Raw genomic sequence first — 18,187 nt, 5'->3', positions numbered from 1 at the left:
TCAATCACAGCTTTTGATCACAGCCGCAGGAGGCCCGGAACCGGAAGGTGACGTCCATCCGGCGCCTGGTCCAGCCGGCCGCGCGGCCGTCGATGAGCTCCAGCAGCCGCTCGGTCGCCACCGCGGCCATCTCCTCGGCCGGCACCGCCACCGTCGAGATGGCCGGGGTGGTGACCCGGGACAGGCCGAAGTCGTCGAAGCCGATCAGCGCGACCTCGCCCGGCACGTCGCGCCCGCGCTCGCGCAGCGCGGTGAGGGCGCCGAACGCCATGTCGTCGTTGGCCGCCACGATCCCGTCGAAGGTGTCGGCCCGGCCCTCGACCAGTTGGCGACCGGCCTCCTCGCTGAAGTCGCCCTCCAATGACACCGCTTCCTCTTCGAGGCCGTGGGCGGCAACCGCGTCGTGGAAACCGTCCCGCCGGTCGACTCCGGTCTGGTGGTCGAGCGGACCGGTCAGATGCAGCAGACGCCGGCGCCCGTGCACGACGATCAGATGCTCGGTGGCCTCCCGCGACGCCGTCCGGTCGTCGACGCTGACCGTGATCGCGGCGGCGAGCTGCGGAAAGTTCCCGATCAGCACCAGTGGCAGCCCGCTGGCCAGCAGCCGATCGACCGTCTCGTCCTCGATCGCCGCGCTGGTCAGGATCGCCCCGTCGGCGCTGTGCGACCGCATCACCCGCTCGTACGCGGTGAGCCCCCGAGCCTCGTCGGCGTTGGTGGCGATGAGAACCTGCGTGTCATGGTCGTTGGCCACCGACGTCACCCCGCTGAGCACATGCATGAAGTAGCTGTGGCCGAAAACGTGCTTCGAGGTGGTCGGCACGATCAGCGCCACCGCGCCGGCCCGCTGCCGCCGCAGCGCCCGAGCCGCGGAACTGCCCACGTACCCCAGCTCGGCAGCTACGGCGCGAACCTGCTCCTTGGTGGTAGGGCTGATCCGATCGCTGTCCCGCAACGCCATCGAGCACGCCGCCGCCGTGATCCCCACCCGGTCGGCCACATCCTGCAGGGTGACCCGCCGGTTGGCCCGCTTGGCCGGGCTCACGACCGCATCCGCTTCATCGATTAATCCTATCCAAGCCGCCCGCCTTGCTGCCCCGCTACGGCCGACCTCAGCGGTAGAGCGATGTCAGGAGTTTTATCGCGTCCGGGATGTCGGGGGTGGGGATCGCGCCGAATCCGAGGACGAGGCCGGCCCGGGGCGGGCTGTGCTGGTAGGTCCGCCGCAGGGAGGAGAGCTGGAGTCCTTGCCGCGTCGACCGGACGTCCAGTTCGCCGTCGTCCGGTTCGTCCGGGGCCAGCAGCGTCATGTGGAGCCCCGCCTGGCCGGGCAGTGGTGTGAAGCCGGAATCGGGCAGCGAGGAGACGGCCGTGCGGAGGGCGCGGTACCGCCGGGCGTAGACCTTGCGGGCGCGACGGAGGTGCCGGTCGAGGTGCCCGTCCTCGATGAAGGTGCGCAGCGTCTGCGAGGTCACCGGCGGGACGCCGAAGTCGACGGCCTGCCGGAGCGCGGTGATCGCCGGGACGAGTCCGGGTGGGACGACCGCGAACCCTATGCGCAGCGCCGGGCTGAGCATCTTGCTGAAGGTGCCGACGTAGACCACCACTCCGTCGCGGTCGAGCAGATGCAGTGGCTCCAGCGGCCGGTTCAGGTAGCGGAACTCGCTGTCGTAGTCGTCCTCGATGACGGCGGCGCCGCGGCGGCCGGCCCAGCGCAGCAGCGCCAGCCGCCGTTGCCGGCTGAGGACGGCGCCGAGCGGATATTGGTGCGAGGGCGTCACGTGGACCAGCCGCGCCGCGTCGGGCAGCGCGTCCACGACCATGCCGTGCTCGTCGACCGGGACGCCCACCACCTCGATGCCTTGGGAGCGCAGCAGGCCGGTGATCGGGGGATAACCGGGTTCCTCGACGGCGGCCACGTCGCCGGGGCGTAGCAGGACCCGGGCCAGGAGGTCGGTCGCGTGTCCGGCGCCGTGCGTGACCACGATCTGGTCCGCCGTGGTGGCGATCCCGCGGGACCGGGCGACCCAGTGGGTGAGCGTGCGGCGCAGCTCGATGCTGCCGGCGGGGTCGCTGTAGTGCCCGAAGTCGCGGGCGAGGCTGGTCAGGGCGCGGTTCGTGCAGCGTCGCCAGTCGGCGAGGGGGAACAGCCGGGGATCGACTCGTCCCGCGGTGAGGTCGTAGCGCGGGTGCGATTCCAGGCCGACGCCGTAGCGCCGGACGGTGGCCGCCCGGGCGGTCGGTGCCAGCGCGGTCGGGGCCTCGGGCAGTTCGGGCTGGGGTGCGTCGTGGCCGAGGACGACGCTGCCACCGCCGCGGCGGCCCTCGGCGTACCCCTCGGCGGTCAGCCGGGCATAGGCGTCGGTGACGGTGGAGCGCGCGATGCCGAGTGCTTGGGCGACGGCGCGGGAGGGTTGCAGGCGCGCGCCGGCCGGTAGCCGCCCGTCGGTGATCGCCCGCCTGATCTGGTCGTACAGCTGCGTGGTCAGGCTGCGCTCATCGCCGGCGTCGAGGAACAGCTCCATGGGCGCTCCGGTGATCCGGGAGAGTTTGGTCTGCTCAGCATGCCAAGATGCCGGCGGCGCCGCATCGGCGGCGGCCGAGATTCCGTCGATCTGTCCGGCGAGGCTCACGTTCGCTTCGACGCCGAGGTGTGGGCCTTCCTGGACCCGCAAGCACGCACGTGGAACGTGCACGCGATCATCACGCCGACCGGTGTCACCGGGTCGACACCAACGGCCACCGGTTCGCGTTCTCCGTACGGTCGTTCGGAGCGGCCAACGCGAGCGATGGCGGCAATTCACCGACCACCACGATCACCGTCAGAGAGTAGTCGTCGATCAGACCCGGCCGATGGTCTCGCGGCCGAGCACGTTCAGGAGGGCCAGGGCGTCGGCGTCGCGGGAACCCGGTGGGGCGGAGTACAGCACGAGGCGCTGGTCGCGGTCGGTGAGGGCCAGTGCGTCGCAGTTGACGGTGATGTCGCCGACGGCCGGGTGCCGGAAGGTCTTCGTGAGCATCGGGGCGGCCTGCACGTCGTGACGTTCCCAGAGCCGGGCGAAATCGGGGCTGCCCGCGCGGAGTTCCTCGATGAGGCCGGTCACCGCGGGATCGGACGGGTAGCGGGCCAGCGTGGAGCGTAGCTCGGTCACCACGCTGTGCCGGAACTCCGCGGCGTCGGAGACTCCGTACAGCGGCGTGCCGGGCTGCGGCAGCGCGAGGAACGCCTTCCGGGCCAGGTTGCGGTCGTCGGGGCCGACGGCGGCGAAGTCTTCCATGAGGGCGACCGCGAGATCGTTCCAGGCGAGCACCTCGAACGTCGCGGAGACCACGAACCCGGCCGTGAGCGGGAGCCGTTCGAGCAACGCCAGAATGCTGGGACGGACATCGCGGCGATGCCGGCCGGTGCGGCTCGGCGCGGTGCCGGCCAGGACGTGGAGATGGTCGGACTCGGCGTCGGTGAGCCGCAGCGCACCCGCGATCGCGGCGAGGACCTCGCCCGACGGACGCGGGGCCCGGCCCTGCTCGAGCCGCACGTAGTACTCCGTCGAGATGTGCGCGAGGACCGCGACCTCCTCCCGGCGAAGCCCCGGCGTCCGGCGGCGCGGACCCGAGGACAGGCCGGCGTCCTCGGGTCGCAGCCGCTCGCGCCGGCTGCGGAGAAAGGCTCCGAGCTCCTGCTTGTCCATGGTCCCAGTCTGCTCCGCCGGCGGCGGCGGATCCTGGTACAGCCTGTGCCTGCCTGCGGTCGCCGGGCCGCGCTGACATTGTCGTCATGACAAACACCACCGATTTCGCACCCATCGGCCTGCTCGCCGGCAAGGTCGTGTTCATCACCGGCGCCAGCCGTGGCATCGGGGAGGCGGCGGCCCGGCTCTTCGCCCGGGAGGGCGCCGCCGTCGTGCTCGCCGCCCGCGGCATGGACGCCCTGGACCGCATCGTCACCGAGATCCGCGCGGGCGGCGGCATGGCCGACGCGGTGCCGCTGGACCTCGCCGACCGGGACAGCATCCGGGCCGCCGTCGACCGGCCCGGGCGGCTTCACGGGCGGCTCGACGGCGCCTTCAACAACGGCGCGGCGATCCAGCACCCGGGCCCTCTCGACGGGACGAGCGACGACGACATCGACGGGCAGTTCGCGGTGAACTTCCGCGGTCACTGGACCGCCATGACCGCCGAGGCCGCGCTCATGCGGCGCGACGGCGGCGGGGCGATCGTCAACACGTCGAGCATCGGCAGCCGCCGCGCCAACCCCGCCCTCCCCGCGTACGGGGCCATGAAGCGCGCCCTCAACAGCCTCACCGAGACCGCGGCCGTGACCTGGGCCCCGGACGGCATCCGGGTCAACGGCATCACGCCCGGCGGCACCGCCACCGAGATGATCGACGCCTGGGAGCAGGCGACCCCCGGCATCGTCGAGCACATCAAGACCGCGATCCCGCTCGGCCGGATGGCGGAGCCCCGCGAGGTCGCCGAGGTCGCCGCGTGGCTGCTCAGCGACCGCGCCTCGATGGTCACCGGCGCGATCGTGCCCGTCGACGGCGGCGCCGGCGCCTGAGAACGAGCGCCTCCAGCATTGCCGGGCGCGGCTTCCGGGCGTACGGTGCGCAATTAAGGTTTAGAAAGTTCTGAACGCTGTGGGAGTGGTGGGTGGGCGAGGAACGGCTGTTCGCCGACGAGGTGGGCGTGGTGCTGTCCGGCATGGGCATGCCCGCCGCGTTCGGCAAGCTCATGGGCTGGCTGCTCATCTGCGACCCGCCGCAGCAGACCAGCACGCAGCTGGCACAGTCGCTCGGGCTCTCGAAGGGGTCGGTGAGCACCGGCATGCGCGCGCTCGAACAACTCGGGATGGTGCGGCGGGTGCCGGCGCGGGGGCGTGGCTATGCGTACGAGATGTTGCCGGACGCGCTCGTGCGCACGGTCGACGCGCGCCGGCTCTACCTGGTCATCCACGACGTGATGCAGAAGGGCATCGAGGTGCTCGGCGGCGACGAGAGCCTGCCGCGAGCGCAGCGGCTGAGGGTGACCCGCGACTTCTACGCCTTCGTGGCCGAGCGGGTCCCGCAGTTGATCGACGAGTTCGCCCGGAAAGAAGGACTGTCCCAGCGGCGGAAGGACGGGTGATGGCGGAGACTCCGGCCATCCGGACCGAGGCGCTGGTCAAGCGCTACGGCCACGGGGGCGCCACTGCGTTGAAGGGCCTGGACCTCACCGTCGCACCCGGCGAGGTCTTCGGGTTCCTCGGTCCCAACGGGGCCGGCAAGACCACGACGATCCGCATCCTGATCGATCTGATCCGGCCGACCTCGGGCAGCGTGCGGGTTCTCGGCGTCGAACCGCGGTCGTCCCACGAGCTTCGCGCCAAGATCGGGTACCTGGCCGGCGACTTCGTCGCCAACGGCCGGCAGACCGGCCGGGAGCTGCTCACCTACCTGGCCGGCCTGCGCGGTGGCGTTCCCGCCAAGCGCATCGAGCGGCTCGCCTCCGATTGGGACCTCGATCTGACCAAGCGGATCGGCAGCCTCTCCAAGGGGAACCGGCAGAAGATCGGCGTCCTGCAGGCCTTCATGCACCGGCCGCCGTTGCTCATCCTCGACGAGCCGACCAGCGGGCTCGACCCGTTCCTGCAGCAGCAGTTCGTCTCGCTCGTCCAGGAGGCGGCCCGCAACGGGCAGACCGTTTTCATGTCCTCGCACGTCATGAGCGAGGTGCAGCAGACCTGCGACCGCGTCGGCATCATCCGGGCCGGCTCGCTGGTCGCCGTCGAGCACATCGACGAGCTGCGTGAGCGGGCGCTGCGCAAGATCGAGGTGCGCTTCGACTCGGACGCGCCCGCGCTGGACGTGCCCGGTGTGTCCGATGTGGTCATCGACGGAAAAGTGTTGCGGTGCAAGCTTTCCGGCGACGCCGACGCGCTGGTGAAGGCCCTGGCCCGGCACCACGTGGTCGATCTGATCAGCGAGGAGCCCGAGCTCGAGGAGATCTTCTTCACCTACTACCGGCGTACGGGGGAGTGATGGGCGTCTTCTGGAAGTCGATCCGGGACAACCGTCGCGGCTGGATCGGGTGGATCGTGGCGCTGACCGCGGTCGCGGCGATGTACGCGTCGTTCTACCCCAGCATCAACAACCCGGCCATGGCCGACGCCCTGAACTCGTTCCCGCAGTCACTCAAAGAGGCATTCCATCTGGAGGACTACACCAAGCCCGAGAACTACTTCGCGGCCAGCGTGTTCGGTCTTCTCGTGCCGATCCTCGTCGCGGTCTTCGCCATCTCGGCCGGGGTCCGGGCGATCGCCGGCGACGAGGAGGCGGGCACCCTCGATCTCGTCCAGGCCCAGCCCGTGAGCCGGGTGTCGCTCGCGCTCCAGCGCTTCCTGGCCATCGTCGTGGCCATGGTCGCGATCGCGGCCGTCATGTGCCTCGTCGTCATCGCCCTGCGCGGCCCCGGCCAGTTCACGGCGCTCTCCCCGGGCCGCCTGGCCGCGATCTGCGTGCAGCTGGCGCTGTTCGGGGTGATGTTCGCCGCGCTCGCCTACGGGGTCGGCGCGTGGACCGGGCGCCGGATGTACGCCATCGCCGTGGGCGCGGTAGTCGCGGTGCTGGGCTATTTGGCCAATTCGTTCTTCACGCAGATCGACAGCCTGACCTGGACGCAGAGGTTCTCCCCCTTCGACTGGTACCTGGGCGGGGAGCCCTTGAAGAACGGTGTGCAGTGGGGCCACGCCGGGCTTCTGCTCGGGTTCGCTGTCCTGTTCGTCGCCGCGGGCACCTGGCGTTTCAACCGGCGCGACATCGCCGTCTGACCCACGGCCCGCGTGGACGCCGGTACGGTCGTCGATATGACGCTGCTGCCCGGCCTTCAGGAACTGATCGATCGAGCCGCCGAGCGGCATGGCGTGCCCGGGGCGGCGGTCGCCGTCGGGGCCGGCAGTGAACTGGCCGAGGCGGCGACCGGAGTGGTCAACCGCGACACCGGGGTCGAGGCCACCCCCGACAGCGTGTTCCAGATCGGATCGGTCACGAAGGTGTGGACCGCGTCGCTGGTGATGCAGCTCGTGAGCGAGGGGCTGGTCGGCCTCGACGAGCCCGTCCGCCGGTACCTGCCCGAGTTCGGCGTGCTCGACGCGGACGCGACCGAGTCGGTGACCGTGCGGCAGCTGCTCTCGCACACTGGCGGGTTCGACGGCGACCTGTTCGAGGACACCGGGCGGGGCGATGACGCGGTCGAGAAGCTGATCGCGTTCATGCGCGCCAACGCGACGCAGGTACATCCGCCCGGCGCGCTGTTCTCGTACTGCAACTCCGGCTACTGCGTGCTCGGCGCGCTGGTCGCTCGACTGCGCGGCACGACGTGGGAGTCCGCGCTGCGGGAGCGGATGATCCGGCCGCTCGGCGTGACGCACATGGCCCTGTACGCCGAGGAGGCGGTCCTGTTCCGGGCGGCGGTCGGGCATCTCGGCGAAGCGCTGGAGGTCTTTCCGCGCTGGCAGCTGCCGCAGTCGAACGCGCCGGCCGGTTCCACGCCGTGCGCCGCGCCCCGCGAGCTCGTGCGCCTCGGCCGGATGTTCCTCGCCGATGGTGTCGCGGAGGATGGCACGCGCGTGCTTCCGCCGGGCACCTTCGCGGCGATGCGAACCCCGCAGGTCACGCTGCCGGCCATGGGGGCGCGCCCGCCGTACGCGTGGGGTCTGGGTTTCATGCTTTTTGAATGGAATGACATTCAGGTGGTCGGACACGACGGGGGTACGCCAGGTCAGACCACCAGCTGGCGGATGGTGCCCGAGCGGGACGTGGTCGTGGCCATCACGGTGAACGGGGGTGCGGCCGGCGGCTTCATCGACGACGTGCTGACCGAGGTGCTGGCGGCGACGGCCGGTGTGACGGTGCCGGCCCGCGTGGTGCCGCCGCCGTCGCCGGTGCCGTTCCGGGCCCGATCCGGCCGCTTCTCGTCGCCACTCGCCACCTACGAGGTGAGCGCGGCCGGCGACGGGCTGGACGTCACCGCGATCCCGAAGGGCTTCGCCGCGGAGGTCGACAGCGAGGTGAAGACCGTGCGCTACCTGCCCCTGGGCGACGACCGCTTCGTGGCGGCCGAGCCCGAGGAGGGCGTCCACCCGCAGATCGCCTTCCTCGAGGACGGCCGGTACCTCTACAACCTCCGGGCGGTGCCGCGCGAGTCATGAGTCGCCGCGGTCCACGGCCTTCCGGTCCCAGTGGCCGAGGTCGGCGGCGGCGTCGTAGGCCGAGCGCAGGAAGTCGAGCAGAGTGCGGTCCGGGTCGGCCGAGCCGGCCACGGCCTCGTACGGCAGCAGGAATTCGCCCATGGTGTGGTCGTACGAGGCGGCGTCCGGCGGAAGAACCCGATCGGCGTAGCCGGGTGGTTCCGGGTACGCGTATGCGTAGAAGGCGCCCTCCTCGCCGCCGCCCGGCCAGAAACCGCAGCTGGCGAGCTCGTGCGAATAGCCTTCCCGCATCACCGACGGCGGGCAGTTCGGCGCGCCGCCCGGGTGGGGCGGGGCGGTCCGGCCCGAGAACCGGGTGTACGCCAGGTCCATCGCGCCCCAGAAGAAATGCACGGGACTGGCCTTGCCGACGAATTCCGACTGGAACGTTCCGAGGACGCGTGACGCCTGCACGAGCTGCCGCCAGAACAGGCGCGCCGACTCACCGTCGTACGCGTGATGTCGTTGGTCCTCGGCGAATGGTATGGCCGCCTCGACCTCGTTGGGCACGGCGTGGATCCGCGTCTCGATGCCCAGCCCGGCCAGCGCGGCCATGGTCTCGCCATAGAACGCGGCCACCGGCTTGGGCTCGAGGGCGATCTCCCGCCGCCGTCCGTCCGTCATTCGTATGACCAAAAAATGGTCTACAAAGTCAAACTCAAGATCAAAGGCGCCGTTCCCGTACGGGATGGCAGAGGTGCCCAGTCCGCGCGCGGTGGGGTAGAGCGTGACGTGCCACCAGTGATTGACGGCCGGGGCATGCGCCATCCGGACCTTCCCGACGATCTGGGTCCACATGTGCAGCGTGTCCCGGGTGTCGGTCCAGTCGGCGACCCGCAGCCGCGGCCACTCGCCGGTCAGCTTGGCTTCCACAGCTCCACCCTGCCACAACGGGCGGTTCTCACCCCGCGCCGTTGCCGGACGGCGCGGGCGGTTCTCACCCTGTGCCGTTGCCGGACGGCGCGGGCGGTTCTCACCCCGCGCCGTTGCCGGACGGGTTCCGGACGGAGCGGAGCAGGACGCGGGACACGTCGATGACCTCGAGCTCGTCGGGGGCCTTGCCCTGCTGTTTGCGGACGGCCGTGCCGTCGGTGAGCATGACGATGCAGTACGGGCAGGCCGCGGTGATCAGCTCGGCGCCGGTGCCGATCGCCTCGTCGGTGCGGGCCTCGTTGATGCGGGTGCCGAGCGTCTCCTCCATCCACATGCGGGCGCCGCCGGCGCCGCAGCAGAAGGATTTCTCGTGGTTGCGGGGCATCTCGGTGAGGCGGATGCCGGGGACGCCGGTGAGGATCTCGCGGGGCGGCGTGAAGACGCGGTTGTGGCGGCCCAGATAGCACGGGTCGTGGTAGGTGACCTGGGCGTCGACCGGGTGGACCGGCACCAGCCTCTTCTCGGCGACGAGCTGGGACAGCAGCTGGGTGTGGTGCAGGACCTCGTACTCGCCGCCGAGCTGGCGGTACTCGTTGCCGAGCGCGTTGAAGCAGTGGGCGCAGGTGACGACGATGCGCTTCACGCCGGCGGCGTCGAGGGTCTCGATGTTCTGCTTGGCCAGCTCCTGGAACAGCAGTTCCTGGCCGAGGCGGCGGGCGGCGTCGCCGGTGCAGGTCTCGGCGCCGCCCAGCACCATGAAGTTCACGCCGGCCTCGTTCAGCAGCTCGGCGACGGCGCGGGTGGTCTTCTTGGCGTTCTCGTCGAGCGAGCCGGCGCAGCCGACCCACAGCAGGTAGTCGACGTCGTCGGGCAGGCGCTGGCCGTCGTCGAGCACGCGTACCTCGAAGGGGAGGCCGGCCGTCCACTCCAGCCGGGCCTGGGCGCCGCGGCCCCACGGGTCGCCGCTGCGCTCGAGGTTGCGCAGCAGCGTGTGGGCCTCCTTGGGGAACTGCGACTCGATCAGGACCTGGTAGCGGCGCATGTCGACGATGTGGTCGACGTGCTCGATGTCGACCGGGCACTGCTCGACGCAGGCGCCGCAGGTCACGCAGGACCACAGGACGTCGGGGTCGATCACGCCGCCCTCGCCGACCGGTCCGACCAGGGAGCGCTCGGCCTCGGCCAGCACGTCCTTGTGAAGGGCTGACCGTTGGTCCTCCGAGCTGGCGAGAAGGTAAGGCGCTTTGGCCATGGCGTGGTCGCGCAGGCTCATGATCAGGAGCTTGGGGCTGAGCGGCTTGCCGGTGTTCCAGGCCGGGCACTGCGACTGGCAGCGGCCGCACTCGGTGCAGGTGCCGAAGTCCAGCAGGCCCTTCCAGGTGAAGTCTTCGATGACGCCGCGGCCGATCTTGTCGTCCTCGCCGGGGTCCTCGAAGTCGACTTCCTTACCGCCGGAGTAGACGGGCAGCAGTGCGCCGAGCGCCCGCGGGCGGCGGGAGAACGCCACGTTGAGCGGGGCCAGGAAGATGTGCAGGTGCTTCGAGTACAGGACGAGCACCAGGAAGCCGAGCACGACGCCGAGCGACAGGAGCAGGCCGACCGTCTCGAGCACGTCGTTGGCCGTGCGGCCCAGTGGCTCCAGCAGGCGGGCGACCGCCTCGGACGCGAACGCTCCCCGGGCGTACGGGAAATTGCCGGTGTTGATCTGTGCCCCTCGATAGAGCAGCAGGGTCCACATCACGTTGAAGATCATGAAGAGGACGAGCCAGGCCGGGCCCAGATGCGAGCCGTAGAACCGCGATCGGCGGCCCTCGCGCTCCGGGCTTTCGGTCAGACGGATTGCCGCGAAAATGGCCAGACCACAGAGCACGGCCACGATGAACAGGTCCTCGAGGAACCCGAGCCAGGCCTGGGTGCCGATGATCGGGATGTGGAAGTCGCGCTGGAACAGCGCCCCGAACCCTTCGACGATCGTGGCGAGGAGGATGGTGAATCCCCAGAACACGGCGAAGTGCGCCACGCCGGGGACGGTCCACTTCAGCAGCTTTCGCTGCCCGAGAACCTCGGTCGCCACGGCTTCGGAGCGTTTGCCCACGCCGGCCGTCCGACCGGGCTCCACCGGCTGACCGGTACGCGCCAGCGAGTAGAGCATGAACGCGCGGCGACCGGCCACGGCGAACACGACGACCGTGATCACCAGGCCGAGCACGAGTCGAACGACCACCTATTCCTCCTCGTCCGTAACTTCGTTCTCATCAACGCCGATGACAGGGTGAGCCCGGCGCCGCTCGATCTCCGCGAGCAGTTCCGGTACGACCTGATGCACGTCACCGACCGCACCGAGATCGGACAGCCGGAAGATCGGGGCGTCCGGGTCGCTGTCGACGGCGACGATCGTGCCGGCGCCGTGCATGCCGGTCCGGTGCCGCAGCGACCCGGAGATGCCCAGGGCCAGGTAGAGGCTGGGGTGGACGATCGTGCCCACCTGGTCGACCCGCATCTCGCGCGGGCACCAGCCCTGTTCGGCCGCGGCGTGCGACCCGGCCGCCACCCCGTCGAGCGCCGCGGCGAGCCGCCGGACCAGCCCGAACCCCTCCGGGGACCCGACACCGCGCCCGCCGGCCACGATCACGGCGGCGGTCGACAGGTCGCGCGGCCTCGTGGGGCCCCGGGCGATCAGCCGGACGGCGCGCACGCTCTCCGGAAAGGTCATCCGCACCCGGTCGACCACGGGTGTCGCCGCCAGGGCCCGGTTAACTGCGGGTGTCGCCGGCGGGGCGGGCGGTGTCGTCGGCATGTCGACCGGGGGTGTCGCCGGCGTGACCCGGTTGACTGCGGGTGTCGCCGGCGGGTCGACCGGGGGTGTCGCCGGCGTGACCCGGTTGACTGCGGGTGTCGTCGGCGGGTCGACGGTGGGTGTCGCCGGCGCGGCCCGGTCGGCCGTGGGTGTCGACGGCGCGGGGACGACCGTGACCTGCTCGGTGCGCACGGCGAGGATCGGGATGCCGCGCACGACGCGGGACTCGACCAGGTAGGCGCCGCCCTGAACGGACTGGGTGGCGACCGGGCCGTCCGGGCCGGCCGTCACGTCGATCACGTCGCTGAGGAATCCGGAGTCCAGCCGGACCGCGACGCGCCCGGCGATCTCCAGGCCGTCGCGGCCGGAGGCGACCAGGATCGCGGCCGGCGGGTCACGATGGGCCAGATGGACCAACAATTCGACTCGCGCGGCGACCGGATGTCTGTCCATTTCGGGGGCGGTCACCGAGTAGATCGTCGTCGCGCCGAAGCGGCCCAGCGCGGCGGCGGTCTTCGCGTCGGGCGGGCCGCCCAGCGCGACGGCCGGGGTGCCGATGCGTCGCGCGAGGGTGAGCAGCGCGCAGGTGGCACGGGTCTTGCCCGGCCCGGCCAGCACCAGGACCTCCGCCATGCTCGCCTCCTCGGCCTACAGGAACTGGCGCTCGGCCAGGAAGTCGGCCAGGCGGATCGCCACGCTGGTCGGGTCGCCCATGGCCAGCGCGGCGGGCCGGGTGCCCGGCCGCGGCGTCGTCGAGTGGACGACGGACGCCGAGCCGGACAGGCCCACCTCGGCCGGCTCGATGCCGAGCGTGTCCAGCGTCCAGACCGAGATCAGCTTGTCCCGGGCGTCGAGGCGGGACTCGTACCGCGGATAGTGCGGCTCGCCGCACCGCTCGGTCACGGAGACCACCACCGGCGGCGCCGCGGCGAACACCCGCCGGTCGCCGCAGCCGTCGTCCCGGTGGATCTCGACCTTCCGCTCGCGTACCACCAAATGGTCGGCGAAGCAGAGGGCCGGCACCCCGAGTCGTTCGGCGACCATGGCCGGCACCGCGGACATCCCCGAGTCGGCGGACGAGGACCCGCACAGCACCAGGTCGAAGCCGAGCCGGGCGACCGCGGCGGCGAGCACCCGCGAGGTGACCAGCGCGTCCGACCCGTGCAGCGCCTCGTCGCGGACGTGCACGGCGGTGTCGGCGCCGAGCACGAGCGCGGTGCGCAGGGCCCCGACGGCGGCGGGCGGGCCCATCGTGACCGCGGTGATCTGGATGTCGCGCCGCCGGACGGCTATCTGCAGGCACTGATCGACGGCGCACGAGTCGGCGGCGTTGAGCCCGGCCGGGCAACCGTCACGAACCACGGTGTGGTCGGGCGCGAACGAGAGCCCCACGTCGGTGGACGGGACCTGCTTGACGAGCACCACGATCCGCACCGTGTGGACCTCCCTGCGGCTGAACGCGAGTTTAGGACGATCACTGTCGATCTGGCCAGAGCGCTCGCGGTTCACCCGGCGCAGGTGATGTGCCGGTGGCCGGTCTGCCGTAGTTTTCGGCGAATGCTTGAAGCTGTCGAACACGCATACCGATCGGTCTCGTCGTCGACGGCGCCGCTGGGGGAGAGGCGAGCCGGCGGGCGTGCGGCCCGCGATCGCATGCCGTTGCGGCGGCTGGGCGAATGGGACGGCGCGGCGCGGGGGCATGACGCGCTGGGCACGGTCCTCGCGCAGAACGAGAAGCGGGTTCCGGACCTCGTGCCGATTCGGATGTCGCGCATGTCGGCGTCGCCGTGGACCTATTACCGCGGGGCAGCGGCGGTGATGGCGGCCGATCTCGGCGCCGGGCCGCACACGGGCATCGAGGTGCAGTTGTGCGGGGACGCCCACGTGCTGAACTTCGGTCTGTGGGCCACGCCGGAACGGCAGTTGTCCTTCGATCTGCGCGATTTCGACGAGACGCTGCGCGGGCCGTTCGAGTGGGACGTGAAGCGCTATCTGGCGAGTCTGGTCGTGCTCGCCCGGGACACCGGGCTGGACGAGCGGGCCGCCTTGGCGGCGGTGCGAGCGGCATTGCGGGCGTATCGCGAGCGAATCGCTTTCTACTCGACGGCAGACGAGCTGACCATCTGGTACGACGTGATCACCTCAGAGGAGTTGCTCGCCCTGTTCGGGCCCGAGGAGCAGGAGGAGCGGTCGGCGCGACTGGCCAAGCGGGCGCGGCAGCGGACCAGCGCGGGCGCGGCCCGGAAGCTCACGGAGGTCGTGGACGGGCGGCTGCGGATCGTCGAGGACCCGCCGACGCGGGTGCACATCTCCGAGATCGTGTCGGAGGGTCTCGCCTCGGAGGCGCTGCAGGCCTATCACGACAGCCTGCCCTATGAACGGCGGTGGCTGCTCGACCGATTCACGCTGGTCGACGTCGTACGCCAGGTCGTCGGGGTGGGAAGTGTCGGCATGCAGGTGTACCTCATGCTGCTTCAGGGCCGCAACGGGACGGAACCGCTGTTTCTGCAGATCAAGCAGGCCGGACCGTCCGTTTACGAACAGCACCTTGCCCCGAGCCCTTACCCGACACACGGTGAGCGCGTCATTCGCGGCAAGCGGCAGATCCAGGCGGCCAGCGACATTTTCCTCGGCTGGACGAGCGTGCGTGGATTCGACTTCTACGTGCGCCAGTTCCGCGACATGAAGGTGATTCCGAGCGGCGAGCTCATCGCGCCCTACCTCGTGCCGTTCGCCGCACGCTGCGGGCACGTCCTCGCCCGGTCGCACTCACGGACCGGTGACGCGATGGCGATCGCGGGCTACCTCGGAAAGGGCAAACGGTTCGACGAGGCAATGGTCCAATTCTCGTTCGCGTACGCGGATCAGACCGTTCACGACCACAAGGAGCTGGTCGCGGCGATCACCTGACCGACTGGAGCGCCGCGCCGAGGATGGCGCTCCCGGTCATGTCGAGGGCGGGCTCGTCGGTCTGCCAGGCTCGGACGTCGTCGACGAAGCGGCTGCCGTGGCCGGAGAACGCCGCGTAGCGGTCGGAGCCGTCGGCCGGGCAGGGCACCATCTCGTCCAGGTAGTCCCCGAGGCCGTCCTCGAACAGCCCGGGGTCGTTGGGGCCGTTCACGACCGCGCCGGTCAGCGTGTGGCCGGTCAGGTTGGCGATCTGGTGCTGCGGGCAGCGGGGGTACGTCGAACCGGCGCCGATCATGAAGCTGGTGCCCCAGGCGTTCGCGCCGAGCAGCCAGTCGCGCTGCCGGGTCGCGAAGGACGCGTACGTCGTGTCACCGCTCGCGGCCCGGTACATCGCCACGGTGGCGATCAGGCCGAAGGTGTGCGAGTCGACGTCGAAGTCGGTGTAGACGCCCCCGGCGTGGAAGATGTCCGTCGCGGCCCGGTCGGCGCCGGTGCGTACCTGCCGGCGCAGGTCGGCGACCAGCCGGTCGGGGCCGGTCGCGAGCCCGTGCGGGCCGCCGGTGAGCCGGATCGCGGTGACCAGGTCGGCGTGGGCCAGCGCGCTCACGTCGTACAGGTTGAAGGTGTCTCCGGTCTCGCCGGCGAGATAGCCCCGCGCGAAGCCGGCGGCGTCGCGCACGTAGTCGCGGCCGCCGGGCAGGCCGAGCCGCTGCGTGGCCAGGGCGATCTCGGTCGCGCCGAGCTCCATGTCGTCGTGCCAGGTGTCCTCGGGGTAGAACTCGTTGGGCAGCGCCGTGACCAGCGGGTCGGGCGGGCTCGCCACGTCGGCCCGGGCGTAGAGCGAGGTGGCGGCCCGCAGCTCGGCCCGGGCCCGGCGGGGATCGCGGGCGGCGTCCTGCTGGGCGGCGAGCGCGAAGGCCGCGGAGACCCGGCCGGCGAGGTTGGGGCTGATCGGCCGGCCCGGCGCCGCGGCGTCGAAGACCGGGCGGTGCGAGGCGGCGTACCGGTCGGCCGGGTCGGTGTCGTGGTCGTCGGCGGCCGGCAGCCGCCACAGGTCGTGGTCGCCGGTGAAGGTGCCGGCCTCGTTGCCCGAGCCGATGCCGACCTGCAGGTGCAGGGTCCCGGTGCGCTGGTCCCACGCCTGGTCGAGCCAGTCGAGGCCGTGCCGGGCCTCGCCGCGCAGCGCGGCCGGGGTGGCCGGACCCATGGCCCGGGCCGCGGCGAGCAGGGTGATGACGCCGTACGCGGTGGTGTGGGTCAGCTTGAGGTAGTCGCCGGCGTCGAACCAGCCGCCGGCGACGTCGACGGGCCCGCCGATCGGCGTGAGGTCCGCGTCGCCGATGACGTCCTCGGTGACGAAGTGCGGTGTCGCGTAGACGGTGGCGGCGGCGTCATTGCGGTGCGCCGTGTCCCGCTGGGTGTGGAAGAACTGGACGCCGTCCCGGACCAGGTCGCCGTAGAGGTCGGCGGCCGGCCGCACGGGGAACGCCGGCGATTCGAGGTTCTGGACCCGGATCCGGTACGTGCCGGGGCGGTCGAGCCCGCTGAGGTCGATCGGATAGACCGCCGGGTAGGCGGCGTTCCAGGAGCCGCGGCTGGTGGTGGCGGCCCGCCCGGACAGCACGGACCGGCCGGCGGCGTCGACGACGGTGAAGCGCGCGCCCGGGGCCGCCGCCGTGGTCATAAGGTATGCCTGTTTGCTCTCGCCGGGCGCGAAGCCCGCCTGGTTGACCCGGATGACGCCGTGCACGACCGCCTGCGCCGGTGGCGCGGCGGCGCCCGTGGCCGAGAGCAGCAGCAGACCCATGACCATCTTGAACGCGCCGGACGTCGCGGACATGAGGCGGCTCCGAATAGGAAGACTGTTTAACAGACCAACGGACCGTATGTCCGGCGTCCGCGTACGGTCAAGAGATCGGCTCATGTTTTGATGGTGGTCGTGTCTCCTCACGTCCCGCGCTTCTCCGCCGTTCTCTTCGACTGCGACGGCGTCCTCGTCGACTCCGAGCCGATCACCAACGGCGTCCTGCGGACGATGCTGATCGAGCTCGGCTGGCAGATCACCGAGCGGGAGTGCATCGAGCTGTTCGTCGGGCGCGCGCTCAGGGACGAGTGGGCGGTGATCTACGAGCACACCGGGGTCCGGATCGACGACGCCTGGCTGGCGACCTTCCGCGGCCGGCGCGACGCGGCGCTGCGGGCGGGCCTCGTCCCGATCCCGGGAGCCCTGGAGGCGGTCCGGGCCGTGGCCACGATCATGGGTGACCGGTTCGCCTGCGTGACCGGGGCCGACCGCGGCAAGGCCGAGATGCAGCTGAAGATCGCCGGATTGGACGGGTACTTCGGCAGCCGGGTCTTCAGCGGCATGGAGATGCCCCGGAGCAAGCCGGCCCCCGACGTCTACCTGGCCGCCGCGGCGTCGCTGGGGGTCGATCCGGCCACGGCCGTCGTGATCGAGGACTCGGTCGCCGGCGTCACCGCGGGCGTCGCGGCCGGGGCGACGGTGTTCGGGTTCGCGCCTCCGGGCCCGACCCATGCGGCGCCGGCGGTCCTGCGCGCGGCGGGAGCCGGCCTCGTCTTCGGCGATATGTCGGAGTTACCCGATCTGATCCGGGCCTGATCCACCCGGTATGGTTGCCGGGCTCACCGTCGTCGACCTACCGGACCGGGGATGACTTCTGATCGGGACACGGCCCTGCCCGGCGCCGGCCACGAGGTCGTGATCGAGCTCGGCAAGATTCGGCCGCAGCTGGTCCGGGGCGCTCGGGTCTTCGCCGAGACCATCGCGGTTCCCACCCTGCTGCTGTACGTGCTGCTGCAGACCGCGGGCCTGGTCTGGGGCCTGGGTGCGGTGATCGCCTGGTGCGGGCTCGTGCTCGGCCTGCGCCGGGTGCTCGGTCATCCACTGCCGAGCACGCTGCTGCTGTCCGCGGGCATGCTGTGCGGCCGGGCGGCGCTGGCGCTCGTGCTGTCCAGCGCGCTGGTCTACGTGCTGCAGCCGGTCTTCGGCTCGGCGCTGCTGGGGGTGCTCTTCCTGGGCAGCGCGGCCATCGGCCGGCCGATCACGATCCGGCTGGCGCGGGACTTCGTGTCGCTGCCCGCCCAGCTGTTCCAGCATGACGGCATCCGCCGGTTGTTCACGCAGGTCACGGTCGTGTGGGGCGTCTCCCGGATGCTCGACGCCGGGATGAGCCTGTGGCTGCTGCACTGGGGGCTCGGCTTCGGGCTGGTGACGCGCCCGTTCTTCAGCGGCCTGCTCAGCGCGGTGACGATCGGCATCTGCGCGGTCTGGGCGCTGCGGACGCTGCGCCGGATGCCGGGCGTGACCCTGCGGCTCCGCGGCGCCTGACGCCGGGACCACGGTCCGGCCTCAGGTGGCCGGT

The 18,187-nt window shown here is 71.3% G+C and carries 16 protein-coding genes; 8 read left to right on the top strand and 8 right to left on the bottom strand.

Annotated features, from left to right (window positions below; all coding sequences use genetic code 11):
• Positions 1–4: 4 nt before the first annotated feature.
• The 3 genes from A3CQ_RS56570 to A3CQ_RS0148055 form a co-directional block, all read right to left on the bottom strand.
• Complete coding sequence (locus A3CQ_RS56570; protein WP_020518142.1) at positions 5–1,045, bottom strand: LacI family DNA-binding transcriptional regulator; 1,041 nt, start codon at positions 1,043–1,045, stop codon at positions 5–7.
• A gap of 67 nt (positions 1,046–1,112) precedes the next feature.
• On the bottom strand, positions 1,113–2,633 hold the full coding sequence (pdxR, locus tag A3CQ_RS0148065) for a MocR-like pyridoxine biosynthesis transcription factor PdxR (RefSeq protein ID WP_211216821.1): 1,521 nt from the start codon (positions 2,631–2,633) through the stop codon (positions 1,113–1,115).
• A gap of 207 nt (positions 2,634–2,840) precedes the next feature.
• Positions 2,841–3,689 carry a helix-turn-helix transcriptional regulator gene (locus tag A3CQ_RS0148055; RefSeq protein WP_020518139.1) on the bottom strand — a complete coding sequence of 283 codons (849 nt, stop codon included), beginning with the start codon at positions 3,687–3,689 and terminating at the stop codon, positions 2,841–2,843.
• An 86-nt stretch (positions 3,690–3,775) separates the two neighbouring features.
• On the opposite strand from A3CQ_RS0148055, the gene A3CQ_RS0148050 reads away from it, so the two are divergent.
• The 5 genes from A3CQ_RS0148050 to A3CQ_RS0148030 all read left to right on the top strand — a co-directional run bounded on the left by A3CQ_RS0148050 (position 3,776) and on the right by A3CQ_RS0148030 (position 8,185).
• Entirely contained in the window at positions 3,776–4,558 is a 783-nt protein-coding gene (locus A3CQ_RS0148050; RefSeq protein ID WP_020518138.1) for an SDR family NAD(P)-dependent oxidoreductase, read from the top strand.
• Between the two features lie 143 nt (positions 4,559–4,701).
• Complete coding sequence (locus A3CQ_RS0148045; protein ID WP_051115574.1) at positions 4,702–5,124, top strand: GbsR/MarR family transcriptional regulator; 423 nt, start codon at positions 4,702–4,704, stop codon at positions 5,122–5,124.
• Positions 5,124–6,017, top strand: a complete 894-nt coding sequence (locus tag A3CQ_RS0148040; RefSeq protein WP_020518136.1) for an ABC transporter ATP-binding protein — start codon at positions 5,124–5,126, stop codon at positions 6,015–6,017. Before A3CQ_RS0148045 ends, A3CQ_RS0148040 begins: the two co-directional genes overlap by 1 nt.
• Entirely contained in the window at positions 6,017–6,805 is a 789-nt protein-coding gene (locus A3CQ_RS0148035; protein ID WP_020518135.1) for a DUF2705 family protein, read from the top strand. Before A3CQ_RS0148040 ends, A3CQ_RS0148035 begins: the two co-directional genes overlap by 1 nt.
• Before the next feature lie 36 nt (positions 6,806–6,841).
• Positions 6,842–8,185, top strand: a complete 1,344-nt coding sequence (locus tag A3CQ_RS0148030) for a serine hydrolase domain-containing protein (protein ID WP_020518134.1) — start codon at positions 6,842–6,844, stop codon at positions 8,183–8,185.
• Here A3CQ_RS0148030 and A3CQ_RS0148025 read toward each other — a convergent pair.
• From A3CQ_RS0148025 to A3CQ_RS0148010, 4 genes are all read right to left on the bottom strand, one after another.
• Positions 8,180–9,097: a DUF5996 family protein gene (locus A3CQ_RS0148025; protein ID WP_020518133.1), complete on the bottom strand. Its 918-nt coding sequence runs from the start codon at positions 9,095–9,097 to the stop codon at positions 8,180–8,182. The genes A3CQ_RS0148030 and A3CQ_RS0148025 overlap by 6 nt on opposite strands.
• Before the next feature lie 100 nt (positions 9,098–9,197).
• Positions 9,198–11,321 carry a (Fe-S)-binding protein gene (locus tag A3CQ_RS0148020; protein WP_020518132.1) on the bottom strand — a complete coding sequence of 708 codons (2,124 nt, stop codon included), beginning with the start codon at positions 11,319–11,321 and terminating at the stop codon, positions 9,198–9,200.
• A complete protein-coding gene (locus A3CQ_RS58345) occupies positions 11,322–12,527 on the bottom strand; it encodes an electron transfer flavoprotein subunit alpha/FixB family protein (protein WP_020518131.1) in 1,206 nt (401 codons plus the stop codon).
• Positions 12,528–12,542: 15 nt separating this feature from the next.
• Complete coding sequence (locus tag A3CQ_RS0148010; protein ID WP_020518130.1) at positions 12,543–13,328, bottom strand: electron transfer flavoprotein subunit beta/FixA family protein; 786 nt, start codon at positions 13,326–13,328, stop codon at positions 12,543–12,545.
• Between the two features lie 3 nt (positions 13,329–13,331).
• Here A3CQ_RS0148010 and A3CQ_RS0148005 point away from each other — a divergent pair, with 3 nt between their 5' ends.
• The gene (locus A3CQ_RS0148005) at positions 13,332–14,804 is read left to right on the top strand and encodes a DUF2252 domain-containing protein (RefSeq protein ID WP_211216820.1); all 1,473 of its coding nucleotides are present in this window, start codon (positions 13,332–13,334) and stop codon (positions 14,802–14,804) included.
• On the opposite strand, the gene A3CQ_RS0148000 is transcribed toward A3CQ_RS0148005, so the two are convergent.
• Positions 14,797–16,644, bottom strand: a complete 1,848-nt coding sequence (locus A3CQ_RS0148000) for a glycoside hydrolase family 9 protein (RefSeq protein WP_020518128.1) — start codon at positions 16,642–16,644, stop codon at positions 14,797–14,799. The genes A3CQ_RS0148005 and A3CQ_RS0148000 overlap by 8 nt on opposite strands.
• 90 nt (positions 16,645–16,734) lie before the next feature.
• Between A3CQ_RS0148000 and A3CQ_RS0147995 the strand changes: the two genes are divergently transcribed.
• Both A3CQ_RS0147995 and A3CQ_RS0147990 read left to right on the top strand, forming a co-directional pair.
• On the top strand, positions 16,735–17,424 hold the full coding sequence (locus A3CQ_RS0147995) for an HAD family hydrolase (protein WP_020518127.1): 690 nt from the start codon (positions 16,735–16,737) through the stop codon (positions 17,422–17,424).
• A 51-nt stretch (positions 17,425–17,475) separates the two neighbouring features.
• On the top strand, positions 17,476–18,153 hold the full coding sequence (locus tag A3CQ_RS0147990) for a VC0807 family protein (RefSeq protein WP_020518126.1): 678 nt from the start codon (positions 17,476–17,478) through the stop codon (positions 18,151–18,153).
• Positions 18,154–18,187: the final 34 nt, after the last annotated feature.

The organism is Paractinoplanes globisporus DSM 43857, assembly GCF_000379645.1.
Lineage (GTDB): Bacteria > Actinomycetota > Actinomycetes > Mycobacteriales > Micromonosporaceae > Actinoplanes > Actinoplanes globisporus.
The sequence above is the reverse complement of the archived record's forward strand: the minus strand, read 5'-3'. Positions and strand labels throughout refer to the sequence as shown.